This is a genomic window from Devosia sp. MDV22-iso42 (assembly GCF_058629155.1).
In genome coordinates, this window is record NZ_JBZVWR010000012.1 from 289,046 (window position 1) to 301,675 (window position 12,630).

Annotated in this window: 11 protein-coding genes and 1 tRNA gene; 5 read left to right on the forward strand and 7 right to left on the reverse strand. The window is 65.3% G+C overall.

The features are described 5' to 3' along the window. Positions 1 to 110: 110 nt before the first annotated feature. The 3 genes from AC4NN3_RS16305 to AC4NN3_RS16315 all read left to right on the forward strand — a co-directional run bounded on the left by AC4NN3_RS16305 (position 111) and on the right by AC4NN3_RS16315 (position 3,655). The gene (locus tag AC4NN3_RS16305) at positions 111 to 1,106 is read left to right on the forward strand and encodes an ABC transporter permease (RefSeq protein WP_491928140.1); all 996 of its coding nucleotides are present in this window, start codon (positions 111 to 113) and stop codon (positions 1,104 to 1,106) included. Between the two features lie 2 nt (positions 1,107 to 1,108). Next, positions 1,109 to 1,885, forward strand: coding sequence for an SDR family NAD(P)-dependent oxidoreductase (locus tag AC4NN3_RS16310; RefSeq protein ID WP_491928160.1), 777 nt, complete (start codon positions 1,109 to 1,111; stop codon positions 1,883 to 1,885). 144 nt (positions 1,886 to 2,029) lie between these two features. Then, the gene (locus AC4NN3_RS16315; protein WP_491928141.1) at positions 2,030 to 3,655 is read left to right on the forward strand and encodes an MFS transporter; all 1,626 of its coding nucleotides are present in this window, start codon (positions 2,030 to 2,032) and stop codon (positions 3,653 to 3,655) included. A gap of 152 nt (positions 3,656 to 3,807) precedes the next feature. Here the strand turns inward: AC4NN3_RS16315 and phoB are convergent, their stop codons facing one another. The 7 genes from phoB to AC4NN3_RS16350 form a co-directional block, all read right to left on the reverse strand. Then, the gene (phoB, locus tag AC4NN3_RS16320) at positions 3,808 to 4,509 is read right to left on the reverse strand and encodes a phosphate regulon transcriptional regulator PhoB (protein WP_491928142.1); all 702 of its coding nucleotides are present in this window, start codon (positions 4,507 to 4,509) and stop codon (positions 3,808 to 3,810) included. Between the two features lie 5 nt (positions 4,510 to 4,514). Further along, positions 4,515 to 5,216 carry a phosphate signaling complex protein PhoU gene (gene phoU, locus AC4NN3_RS16325; protein WP_491928143.1) on the reverse strand — a complete coding sequence of 234 codons (702 nt, stop codon included), beginning with the start codon at positions 5,214 to 5,216 and terminating at the stop codon, positions 4,515 to 4,517. A 69-nt stretch (positions 5,217 to 5,285) separates the two neighbouring features. Then, positions 5,286 to 6,068 (reverse strand): phosphate ABC transporter ATP-binding protein PstB, encoded by a 783-nt coding sequence (gene pstB, locus AC4NN3_RS16330; protein ID WP_491928161.1) that lies wholly within the window; start codon positions 6,066 to 6,068, stop codon positions 5,286 to 5,288. A 96-nt stretch (positions 6,069 to 6,164) separates the two neighbouring features. After that, a complete protein-coding gene (pstA, locus tag AC4NN3_RS16335) occupies positions 6,165 to 7,445 on the reverse strand; it encodes a phosphate ABC transporter permease PstA (RefSeq protein ID WP_491928144.1) in 1,281 nt (426 codons plus the stop codon). Between the two features lie 7 nt (positions 7,446 to 7,452). Beyond that, entirely contained in the window at positions 7,453 to 8,832 is a 1,380-nt protein-coding gene (gene pstC, locus AC4NN3_RS16340; RefSeq protein ID WP_491928145.1) for a phosphate ABC transporter permease subunit PstC, read from the reverse strand. 61 nt (positions 8,833 to 8,893) lie between these two features. Next, positions 8,894 to 9,934, reverse strand: coding sequence for a substrate-binding domain-containing protein (locus tag AC4NN3_RS16345; RefSeq protein WP_491928146.1), 1,041 nt, complete (start codon positions 9,932 to 9,934; stop codon positions 8,894 to 8,896). A gap of 684 nt (positions 9,935 to 10,618) precedes the next feature. Beyond that, entirely contained in the window at positions 10,619 to 11,374 is a 756-nt protein-coding gene (locus tag AC4NN3_RS16350) for an IclR family transcriptional regulator domain-containing protein (protein ID WP_491928147.1), read from the reverse strand. Positions 11,375 to 11,535: 161 nt separating this feature from the next. On the opposite strand from AC4NN3_RS16350, the gene AC4NN3_RS16355 reads away from it, so the two are divergent. Together AC4NN3_RS16355 and AC4NN3_RS16360 are read left to right on the forward strand one after the other, a co-directional pair. Then, the gene (locus AC4NN3_RS16355) at positions 11,536 to 12,285 is read left to right on the forward strand and encodes a 2-keto-4-pentenoate hydratase (protein WP_491928148.1); all 750 of its coding nucleotides are present in this window, start codon (positions 11,536 to 11,538) and stop codon (positions 12,283 to 12,285) included. A 199-nt stretch (positions 12,286 to 12,484) separates the two neighbouring features. Next, positions 12,485 to 12,561: transfer RNA gene (locus AC4NN3_RS16360), tRNA-Ile, on the forward strand. Positions 12,562 to 12,630: the final 69 nt, after the last annotated feature.

Here is a 12,630-nt window from a genome sequence, read left to right on the forward strand (position 1 = left end):
AGGGGGCGATAGAGCCCGGGCAACCTGGTAGTGAAATTACCTAGACCAAACACTGCCCCTTCCGCCAAAGGCGGGAGGGGTCTGGTCCCCCGCTTTTTGCGAGAAATACGATGACGCCCCAATCGCGCCGCGCGCTCGAACTCGTGCTCGACAACCTGGTCTGGTTCATGCTGCTGGCGGTGCTGGCGATCTTTTCAGCGACGATCCCGAACTATTTCCAGCCCGGGATCTTCGCCAATATCATCGAGCAATCCACCGTGCTGGGGGTGATGTCGATTGGCCTGGCGCTGGTGATCATTGCCGGGCACATGGACCTCTCCGTGGAATCGGTGGCGGCGCTGAGCGCCATGGCCGCCAGCATGGTGTTCGCCTCCTCGGGCATCGGCCTGGGGGTGGAGCTGACGCCGGGCTGGCTGGTGGTGCCGGCCTCGCTGGCGCTGAGTCTCGCGGTCGGGGCGGTGGTCGGGCTGCTCAACGGTTATCTCGTCATCAAGATCAAGATGAATGCCTTCATCGTCACGCTGTCCAGCTTCATCTGGGTACGCGGGCTGGTGGTGGCGCTATCGGGCGGGCGCTCGGCGCAGAACCTGGCCGACGAGCTGCGCTTTCTGGCGATCCAGCGCTTTCTGGGCCTGCCGCTGACGGCCTATATCGCCATTGCCTGCTTTGTCGGCTTTTCCTTCATGATGGCCAAGACGCGCTATGGACGGCACCTGCTGATGATCGGCGGCAATGAGGCGGCGGCCTTCCGCGCCGGCATCAAGGTGGACAAGGTGCTGATGATCGCCTTCCTGCTGTCGGGCACGGTTGCCGCGCTTGCCGGGTGGCTGCTGGCGATCCGCACCTCGGGGGCCACGGCCAATCTGGGCACCGGCATGCTGTTCAACGCCTTTGCCGCGGTGGTGATCGGCGGCGTCAGCCTCAAGGGCGGCGTCGGCGCGCTGCCGGGGGTTTATGCCGGCGTGCTGCTGCTGTCGGCGATCAATACGGCAATCAACCTGATGGGCCTGCCGGCGCATTTCACCCAGGTCATCCATGGCCTGCTGGTGCTGGCGGCGGTGCTGCTCGACACTCTCAAACAATCGATCCGGAAGAAACTGGCATGAGCATGAATGGACGGCTGGCGGGCAAGACGGCCCTCGTCATCGGGGCGGCGCGCGGCATCGGCAAGGGCACGGCCAAGCGCTTTGTCGAGGAAGGCGCCAATCTGGTGCTGGCCGACTGGGAGGAAGCGGCCGGACGGGCCAGCGCCGACGAGCTGGGCGGCACCTTCATCCGCACCGACATTTCCAGCTATGCCGATGCCGAAGCGGCGGTGGCGCTGGCGGTGGCGACCTATGGCAGGCTCGACATCGTGGTGCAGAATGCCGGGATCTATCCCTGGCAGCTGATCGAGGACACGACGCCGGACGACTGGGACCGGGTGATGGCGGTCAATCTGCGCGGCAGCTTCAACGCCGCCAAGGCGGCGCTGCAGCCGATGCGAGCACAGAAGTACGGGCGGATCCTCTTCACCTCCTCGATCACCGGGCCGCATGTGACCAGCCCGGGACACGGCCATTACGGGGCCAGCAAGGCGGGGATCAACGGCTTCATCCGCTCGGCGGCGCTGGAATTTTCCGGCTATGGCATTACCGTCAACGGGGTGGAGCCGGGCAATATCCTGACAGAGGCGATGGAAGAGCATCGCGGCCCGGCCTTCATCGCCGATATGGAAAGCGCCATTCCGCTGGGCCGGCTGGGCAGCGCGCGGGACGTGGCCAATGCCTTCCTGTTCCTGGCCTCGGACGATGCCAGCTATATTACCGGCACCACCATCGTGGTGGATGGCGGGCAGCTGCTGCCCGAGGGCAATGATTTCCGCATCGTGCCCAGCGGGGTCTGAGCGCGGGGCGGGCAGCGCCACAACCTGCTGCTGAGACGGCGAACGTGATGATGCGGGTGGACGGCGCCGGCACGGCATTGGCTTGTCAAAACCGGCCGACTGGCCCAAGACGGGGTATTGCTACCAGCCCTGCGAGGACACGCCATGGCCGAGAGAACGTCAATGCTGGCGCCGTTCCGGCACGAGACGTTCCGGCTGCTGTGGACCGCGACGCTGGTGAGCAATCTGGGCGGGCTGGTGCAGTCGGTGGGCGCCGGCTGGATGATGACGACGCTGACGGACTCGCACAACATGATCGCGCTGGTGCAGGCGTCTACCACCCTGCCGATCATGGTGTTTTCGCTGGCCGCCGGGGCGCTGGCGGACAATTTCGACCGCCGCGTGGTCATGCTGATCGCGCAGGGTGGCATGATGGTGATCTCGATCACGCTGGCCGTGCTGGCCTATCTGGGCCTGCTCACGCCCTGGCTGCTGCTGAGCTTCACCTTTCTGATCGGCTGCGGCACGGCGCTGTTCAACCCGTCCTGGCAGGCCTCGATGGGCGATATCGTGCCGCGGGAGGAACTGCCCGGCGCGGTGACGCTCAACTCGATGGGTTTCAACATGATGCGCAGCGTCGGCCCGGCGGTGGGCGGGCTGATCGTGGCCCTGGCCGGCGCGGGTGCCGCCTTTGCGGTCAATGCGCTGTCCTATGGGCCGCTGCTGCTGGCGCTGGGGCGCTGGAAGCCCGAACGCGTGCCCAACCGCCTGCCGCGCGAGAAATTCGGCAGCGCCATGTGGGCGGGCATCCGCTATGTGTCGCTGTCGCCCAACCTGACCACCGTGCTGCTGCGCGGCTTCCTGTTCGGGCTGGCGGCGATTGCCGTGCTGGCGCTGCTGCCCTCGGTGGCGGCCGAATATGTCGGCGGCGGCGCGCTGGCCTATGGCACGCTGCTGGGCTGCTTCGGGCTGGGCGCGATCGGCGGGGCCTTTCTCAATGGCCGGGTGCGCGAGCGCTACAGCAATGAAATCATCGTGCGGGCGGCGTGCATCGGCTTTGCCATCAGCTGCGCCGGCCTGGGCTTCAGCCGTGATCCGCTGCTGAGCCATTTCGTGCTGCTGCCGGCGGGCGCCTGTTGGGTGCTGGCGCTGTCGCTGTTCAACGTCTCCATCCAGCTGTCCGCGCCGCGCTGGGTGGTGGGGCGGGCCCTGTCGCTGTACCAGACGGCGACCTTTGGCGGCATGGCGGCCGGCAGCTGGATCTGGGGCCTCAGCGCCGATGCCTTCGGGCCGGACTGGGCGCTGGCCATGGCGGGCTGGGTGCTGCTGGTCTGTGCAGCGGTGGGGCTGCGGCTGCCGCTGCCGCAGTTCAATTCGCGCGACCTCAATCCGCTGGGCACCTTCAACGAGCCCATTCTCAAGCTCAACCTGCGGGCGCGCAGCGGGCCGATCATGGTGATGATCGACTATCGCATCGAGCAGGCCGACATCCCGCGCTTCCTGGCGCTGATGGCCGACCGCCGGCGCATCCGCATCCGCGACGGGGCGCGGCAATGGGCCCTGCTGCGCGACCTGGAACAGCCTGAACTCTGGGTGGAGAGCTATCACGTGCCGACCTGGATCGACTATGTGCGGCACAATCTGCGGCGCACCAAGGCCGATGCGGAAAATACCGAGCTGCTGCGCGGCCTGCACCGCGGCGACGGCCCGCCGCGCGTGCACCGGATGATCGAACGGCAGACGGTGCGGCTGGACGACGACATGCCGCTGCGCGATACGCCAGAGGTGTGAGGGGGAATGCACCTGCCGTGCCTGCCATGAGGGAAGCCCTCACCCAGCCTCTCCCTGAAGGGGGAGAGACCCATCGCGGTTGGGGTACCAATTCAGGCAAGCACTGCGCTGTTCCTCCCCTCCAGGGGGAGGCTGGGTGGGGGCGAGGGGTCTCAGGCGACCTGGGCGAATCTTTCGTCGAAGGCGTAGCCGGCGCCGCGGACGGTGCGGATGGGGTCGGTTTCGCGGCCGCGATTGATGGCGCGGCGGAGGCGGCCGATATGGACGTCGACGGTGCGCTCGTCGACATAGACGTCATTGCCCCAGACGCCATCGAGGAGCTGTTCGCGGGAGTAGACGCGACCGGGATGGCGCATCAGATATTCGAGCAGGCGGTATTCGGTGGGGCCGAGATGGACGTCGCGGGCGGCGCGGCGGACCCGGTGGGTGGTGCGGTCGAGCTCGAGATCGCCGACCTTGAGCGCGGCGGTGACCAGGTTTGGATTGGCGCGGCGCAGCAGCGCGTGGATGCGGGCGATCAGTTCGGGCACCGAGAAGGGCTTGACCACATAGTCGTCGGCGCCGGTGGCGAGACCCCGGACGCGCTCTTCCTCCTCACCGCGGGCGGTGAGCATGATGATGGGCACGCGGGCGGTTTCCTCGCGGGCGCGCAGGCGCCGGCACAGCTCGATGCCGGAGATTTCGGGCAGCATCCAGTCGAGCAGGATCAGATCGGGCAGCTTGTCCTGGATGGCATGCTGGGCCTCGTCGCCGGTTTCGGCGGTCACGACGCGGAAGCCCTCGGCCTCGAGATTGTAACGCAGGAGGATGGCGATATCGCCTTCGTCCTCGACGACGAGAATGGTGGCCGGCATTTGCTCTACGCCTTGATCTGCGTGCGCTGCAGTTCTTCGACATCGCTCGAAAGCTGCTTGCCGGTCTGCAGGTAATAGGCACGTTCGGCGATATTGGTGGCGTGGTCGCCAATGCGTTCCAGGCTCTTGGCGCAGAACAGCAGATGGGTGCAGGGGGTGATGTTGCGCGGATCTTCCATCATGTAGGTGAGCAGTTCGCGGAACAGGGAGGTGTACATGGCATCCACCTCGTCATCGCGGTTGCAGACCTGGATGGCGCCCTCGGCATCGCGGTTGGAATAGGCGTCCAGCGATTCCTTGATCTGGCGCAGCACCAGGGCGGTCATGTTGCGCACGCCGTTGTAGAAGGTGGGCTGCAGGGTGAGCCCCTCGATCTTGAGCGAGCGGCGGGCCAGCTGCTTGGCCATGTCGCCGACGCGCTCGAGATCGGAAGCGACGTGGATGGCCGTGATGATGGAGCGCAGGTCCGAGGCCATGGGCTGGCGGCGGGCGATCATGGAGACGGCCATGTCGTCGATCTTGCGCTGCATGTCGTCGATGCGCTGATCGGCGATGATGGTGAGGTCCGCCAGCTCGCGATCGAGCTTGAGCAGGGCCTTGGTGCCATTCTCGATGGCCACTTCAACCTGGCCACCCATCTCGGCAATGGTCTGGGCGAGGGCGACGAGTTCGTCATTGTAGGACGAGACGATATGATCGGGGGCCATGGTGTTCCTCTGAACCTGGGGGCGGGGAACCGGCCGGGGCCGGTTCGCGCATTTGAGCGGGCGGCCGGACTAGCCGATGCGGCCCATGATGTAATCCTGGGTCTGCTTGTGCGCCGGGTTTGTGAAGATGTCCTCGGTGACACCTTCCTCGATCAGGTTGCCCAGGTGGAAGAAGGCCGTGCGCTGGCTGACGCGGGCGGCCTGCTGCATGGAGTGGGTGACGATGACGATGGTGTAGTTTTCGCGCAGCTCGTCGATCAGTTCCTCGATGATGGCGGTGGCGATCGGGTCGAGGGCCGAGCAGGGCTCATCCATCAGGATGACCTGGGGACCGACGGCGATGGCGCGGGCGATGCACAGGCGCTGCTGCTGACCACCCGAGAGGCTGGTGCCGGGCTCCTGCAGGCGGTCCTTGACCTCTTCGAAGAGGCCTGCCTTGCGCAGCGAGGAGACGACCATTTCGTCGAGATCGGTCTTGGAGCGCGCGAGGCCGTGGATCTTGGGGCCATAGGCGACGTTGTCGTAGATGGACTTGGGGAAGGGATTGGGCTTCTGGAACACCATGCCGACGCGGGCGCGCAGTTCGACCACGTCGAGCTGCGGATCATAGACGTCCTCGCCATCGAGCTTGATGCTGCCGCCGACCCTGGCGCCCTCGATGGTGTCATTCATGCGGTTGATGCAGCGCAGGAAGGTCGACTTGCCGCAGCCCGAGGGCCCGATGAAGGAGGTGACGGCCCGGTCAGGGATGTCGATGGAAATGCCGAACAAGGCCTGCTTGGCACCATAGTGGACGGTGACGTCGCGGGCAGAGAGGCGGATCGGCCGTTCAAGGGCGTCGGTGGGGTTCATGGTGCTGTTCACTGATTGCTGTGTCATCTTGGGCTTGCCGGCGACCATATCCATTTGCATCATTCCTTATAAGCTCGGTTTGTGGCGGGCCGGGGCCTACCAGCGCCGCTCGAGGCGCTGGCGCAGGAAAATGGCAATGGCGTTCATTACGAGCAGGAAGCCGAGCAGGACGAGAATGCCGGCCGAGGTGCGTGAAACGAAGCCACGTTCGGGACTATCGGCCCAGATGTAGATCTGGGTAGGCAGGGCGGTCGAGGCCTCCATCAGGCCGCCTGGAGGGCTGGTGATGAAGGCGTTCATGCCGATCAGCAGCAGCGGCGCGGTTTCGCCCAGGGCCTGGGCGAGGCCGATAATGGTGCCCGTCAGAATGCCCGGCAGCGAGAGCGGCAGAACGTGATGCCAGATGACCTGCTGGGGCGAGGCGCCCATGCCGTAGCCGGCCTCGCGGATCGAGGGGGGCACGGCCTTGAGGGCGTTGCGGGTGACGATGATGATGGTGGGCAGGGTCATCAGCGCCAGCACCATGCCGCCCACCAGCGGCGCGGAGCGGGGGAGGCCGAAAATCTGCAGGAACACGGCAAGACCGAGCAGGCCGAAGACGATGGAAGGCACGGCTGCCAGGTTGTTGATGTTGACCTCGATGATATCGGTCCAGCGGTTCTTGGGCGCGAATTCCTCGAGATAGACGGCTGCACCGATGCCGATGGGGAAGCTGATCAGGAAGCAGACCAGCAGGGCATAGAAGGAGCCGGTGATGGCGCCAGACAGGCCGGCGATTTCCGGGAAGCGGCTGTCGGCATTGACGAACAGGCCCCAGTTGAAGGGGGTGCTGACGCGGCCGTTCTCGACCAGCGTATCGAACCAGGCGATCTGCTGGTCATTGACGCGGCGGTTCTGCTCGGGCGTATCGCGGCTGATATTGCCCTTGTTGAGCTGGTCGAAGATGTCGGCGGCCGGCACGTCGAGCGTCAGCGTGCCGCCAATGACCGCCGGGTTGGCGAGGACGGCGTTGCGCACGAAGAACTGGGTATTGCTGGTCAGGATCTGGGCGATGGCGCGGGTTTCCGCCGGGCTCTGGGCGCCGGGCACCAGGGTCTGCATGGCATCGCTGACCACGGCGCGCCAATTGCCCTCGGCCGGATTGGCCGGATCGACATTTTCGGCCGCGATCGGGAAATCGACGCGGATATGGGTCTGCACGAAGGCGGAGTAGCCGCCAAGGACCAGCGTGAACAGCAGGATGGACAGCAGGCCGATGGCGGTGCCGATGGCGGCGATGCCATAGGCGCGCAGGCGGAAGTCAGCCGCATTGCGGCGATTGCGCAGGCGGATGCGATCCTGACTGATGGCGGGGCTTGAAACGATTGCTTCGGACATGGTGGCCTCAGTCGTACTGTTCGCGGTATTTGCGGACGATGGTCAATGCAATGACGTTGAGCCCCAGGGTAACCAGGAAGAGCACCAGGCCCAGGGCAAAGGCGGCCAGCGTCTTGGGGTTGTCAAAGGAGGTGTCGCCGATCAGCAGGGTGACGATCTGCACGGTCACGGTGGTGACCGAGTCGAGCGGATTGATGTTGAGGGTAGCGATCAGGCCGGCCGCCATCACCACGATCATGGTTTCGCCGATGGCGCGCGACAGAGCGAGCAGCAGGCCGCCCATAATGCCGGGCAGGGCGGCGGGCAGCAGGACCTTGGTCATGGTCTCGGCGCGGGTGGCGCCCATGGCGAGCGAACCGTCGCGCATGGTGCGCGGCACGGCCCGGATCGCGTCGTCGGACAGCGAGGAAATGAAGGGGATGATCATGATGCCCATGACGGCACCCGCCGCCAGCGCCGAGTTTGGCGAGGTGGCGATGCCCATCAGGCTGCCGGCATTGCGGATGGCGGGCGCGACGGTCAGCACGGCGAAGAAGCCGTAGACCACGGTGGGCACGCCGGCCAGGATTTCCAGGATCGGCTTGACCACGGTGCGGACGCGATCGGAGGCATATTCGGTCAGATAGATGGCGGTGAAGATGCCGATCGGGGTGGCGACGACCATGGCGATGGTGGCAATGACGATGGTGCCGAGAAAGACCGGGACCGCACCAAAGGCGCCGTTGCCGGCAACCTGGTCCGCGCGGATGGCGATCTGGGGCTCCCAGCGCAGGCCGAAGAGGAATTCCTGCAGCGGCACCAGCTTGAAGAACTCAAAGCTCTCATAGAGCAGCGAGGCGATAATGCCCATTGTCGTCAGGATCGCCGCTATCGAGCAGGCAATCATGATGCCGGAGGTAAAGGTCTCAACGCCGTTGCGCGCACGGAAACGCGGCGCCAGGCGGGCATAGGCAAAGAACATGGTGAGCAGCATGGCGGCGATGACGACAACAGCCATCAGCCAGGAGGCAATCTGCTGCCAGCGCACCAGCGTATCGGCAGCAGCGGCGACCTCCGCCGAAGGTTCGCCGAAAAGTCGACCAGCGGCCACATTCTTGATTTCGGACAGCAGCAGGTTCTGCTGGGCGGCGCTCGAGGCGTCAAGGGTGGCCTGCGGCAAGGTGGAGAGCAGCAGGTTGTCGATGATCGCGCCCTGCGCCATCATCCACAGCAGCAGCAGCACCAGAGCGGGCACGCCGACCCAGACGGCGACGAAGGCGCCGTGATAGCCGGGAAGCGAATGGGTCGAGGCACCATTGGCCGCAACGAAGCGCTGACCGGCGGATCGGCCGATGAAGAAGGCTCCGAGCGAGAAGACCACAATTGCCAGGAACAGATATCCGACCACGACTTGGCCTCCAGGGCGAAACGAGAGGAAGGAGCCGGGGCGAACCCCGGCTCCAGATGCGTTACTTGGCGGGAGCAACCATTGCGGTGCTGCCGACGACGGCATCACGGGTGGCGGTGCGTTCGGCTTCCGGCAGCACGATCAGGCCGCGCTCGGAGAGGTAGCCGCCTTCACCGAAGGATGCCTCGGAGACGTATTCCTCGGCGAATTCCTCGAGGCCGGGGATCACGCCCTTGTGGGCGTTCTTGATGTAGATGTAGAGCGGGCGCGAGACGGGGTAGCTGCCATCGGCGATGGTGTCGGCATTGGCTTCGACGCCGTCAACGGCAACGTCCTTGAGGGTGTCGGTGTTTTCGAACAGGAACGAGTAGCCGAAGATGCCCAGGGCATTGGTGTCGGCGTTGAGGCGCTGCACGATCAGGTTGTCATTTTCACCGGCTTCGATGAAGGGACCATCCTGACGCATGCGCGAGCAGGTCTCTTCCTTGGCATCGCCTTCAAGAGCGGCGATGGCGGGGAACTCTTCGCAGCCTTCGAGCATCACGAGCTCGACAAAGGCGTCGCGGGTGCCGGAGGTGGGCGGGGGGCCAAACACGGTGATGGCCATGTCGGGCAGCGACGCGTCGATCTCGGACCAGTTGGTGTAGGGATTGTCGACGAGCGCGCCGTCAACTTCGACCTGGGCGGCCAGGGCCTGGAAGATCTGGGCCTTGGTCAGGTCCATGTCCGGGCCCGACTGGGAGTGAGCGATGGACAGGCCATCATAGCCGATCAGGACTTCCGAGATATTGTCGACGCCATTCTGGGCGCAGAGCTCGAACTCGGACAGCTTCATGGCGCGCGATGCACCGGTAATGTCAGGGAAGTCGGGGCCAACGCCGCCGCAGAAAATCTGCATGCCGCCGCCGGTGCCGGTCGATTCGACGACAGGAGCCGTGCCGCCGGTGGCGGCAGCGAACTGCTCGGAAACAGCCTGGGTGTAGGGGAACACGGTAGACGAACCAACGATACGGATCTGATCGCGCGACTGGGCGAAAGCGGCTGGGGTGCCGAACGCGACGAGCGCGATGACGGCAGCACTGGCGAAAATTGCAGACTTCATGGGGATTTCCTTTTCGGAATTCGTTCAAACCTGGCGAGCCGATCCGAGACATCATCCCCGGCGCCGCCCTTTGACGTGGCCGACCATAGAAGCGGCGTGCGACTGTTTTATTGCAGTCCCATGACGCGTTTATGACAGGATAATGCATTGAATTTGTTGATTGATCAGGTATGCACACGTGATCACCCGGCAAATATGACACTTGCTTAAGGCCCGCTCTGAGAGGGCTGGGCGGAGTCCCGCAAGGCAGGACAGGCGCTGCGCATGGAAAGTTTTAGCCGGTGTTTGTGACACTGGTGCATCTCCCAGGCAGCGGCCGTTCTCGGACGGCGTGGTACAGTGGCGTGGGGTTTTGCGCGCCTTGTCCATCTTGTCCCCGCCTCTCCGGCCCATGGCATACTTGCCTGCATCACCCCACGCGGCGGCCTGCAGGCGAACAGTGGTGGGGTGAGCCGGGTGGGAGACGCCTCTCCCACAGGTTCCACGCTTCGGTTGCGACAGGGCGAGCGACCCCTAGGACCGAACAGTTCCAAAAACCGGCGCCCCGAGGCGGTTATCGTCTCATTTCTTAAATTTACCAGGGGCGGTGATCGCCTCGGGGTCCGCTCCTTCGTGACAACCGCGCTGCAGGCGGTGCTTTGGCACGCCCATGGGGACTACAGAACCGGATGGCACTGTAGGCGCCTAGCGCAGCAAGGGTTGAACTTCGGCCTGCACCTTGCGCATCAGCGGCAGGAAATGGGCGATCATGTGCGAGGTCGAGACCCGGCTGGACTGGGCGCCGATATTGAGCGCGGCGACGGTCTGGCCCTGGGCATTGAGCAGGGGCACGGCGATGGAGCAGAGGCCAAGCTCGAGCTCCTCGTCGATGACGGCAAAGCCCTGGGCGGCGACGACGGCCAGCTCGGTGGTGATCGAGGCCAGGTCGGCCCTGGTCTTTCTGGTATAGGCGATCAGATCGGAGCGGCTGAGGATGTCGGCGGCCTGGGCCGCGGGCAGGGCGGCCAGCATGATGCGGCCCATGGAAGTGCAATAGGCGGGCATATGGGCGCCAGCGCCCAGATTGATCGACATGACGCGGCGATGGGCGGCGCGGGCGATATAGAGGATCTCGGTATTGTCGAGCACAGCGGCCGAGGAGGATTCGTGGATCTGGGCGGAGAGCGCGTCGAGGAAGGGCTGGATCAGCCGCGGCAGCGGGGTGGCGGCGAGGTAGGAATGGCCCAGATTGAGGATGCGCGGGGTCAGGCGGAAGAACTTGCCGTCATAGGTGGCGTAGCCAAGATGGGTGAGGGTGAGCAGGCAGCGGCGGGCGGTGGCCCGTTCGAGCCCGGTGCGGTTGGCCACGTCGGTGATCGAGAGGCTGGCATGTTCCTCGTCAAAGCACTCGATGACAGCCAGACCCTTGACGAGGCCGTTGATGATGTCGCCGTCGCGCATGGCGGGGTTTCCTCGTGGGCGCTGGGCGAACAATGCGCGCCTGGCGCACAATAAGCGGGCCGGCGGGTGGACGCAATGGCGGCAAGGCGGCTTGCACCGGGTCGGGCGGATCGGCCATGGTGACGGCAAGAGGGCGCCAATCGCCCCTGATGAGGAAATCCATGTCTGACGCTATCGAAGCCGCCGCCCGGGCGCTGTTTGACGCCCGCCGCACGGCGCAGCCGATCACCGCAGTGCCCGCCGAATGGGTGCCGGAAACACTGGCCGAGGCCTATAAGCTGCAGGATGCGGTGATGCGCCTTGAAGGCGCGGCGGGAGGCTGGAAGGTGCTGGCGGGCGGAGAGGGCGAGCCGATGTGCGCGCCGATCCCGGCCTCGCGCTACCATGCCGACGGCGCCCGCCTCGACCAGGCAGGGCTGATGATCTTCCTCACCGAGGTGGAAGTGGGCGTCAAGCTGGGCCGGACGCTGGCGGACAAGGGCACACCCTATACGCCTGAAGACGCCGCGGCCGCGATCGTGTCGCTGCATCCGGCGCTGGAAATGTGCGCCAGCTCGTTCGATGCCGGTGTGGCGGCATCGCACCTGCTCAAGATGGGTGACCTGCAGAGCAATGCCGCGGTGATCGTCGGCGCGGCCCTGCCGGCCCCGGCCGAGCTCGATCTGGCCGGGCTCGAGATCGGTTTGGCCTATGACGGCGCACCCGTGGCCAGCACGGCGGTCGGCGCCAGCTGGCAGCAGATTGTCGAGGCCATTGCCTGGCTGGCCAACCATGCCATCAGCCGCGGGCTGAGCCTGAACGCGGGCGATGTCATCATCACCGGCGCGCGGCTGAAGCATCCGGCGACGGGCCCGATGGAAGTGGAAGCGCACCTGGCCGGCATGACGCCGGTGACGCTGACGCTGGCTTAGGCTGTCCTGGCCGGGAGGTCGGGCAGAGGATGAAGGAACGCACCGCCGTGAGGGTGACTCGTGAACGCTGGGGCAGGCATATGCCGGCCCCTGCGGACTGAAGACGAGCCCTTATTCGTCCAGGTGGAGCGGGACGGGGACCGGTGGGTCATAAATGGGGTTGTTCGGCCTGGTTTTCATGACATAGAAGACCCCATGTGGGAGTGTAGCTCAATTGGTTAGAGCTAGCCGCTCATAACGGCTCGGTTCCCGGTTCAAGTCCGGGCGCTCCTACCACTTACCCAAAATTTGCTCCAGCCGGGCGATTTCCGCCACCAGCCTGGTGAGGTCACGCATGATGACCTC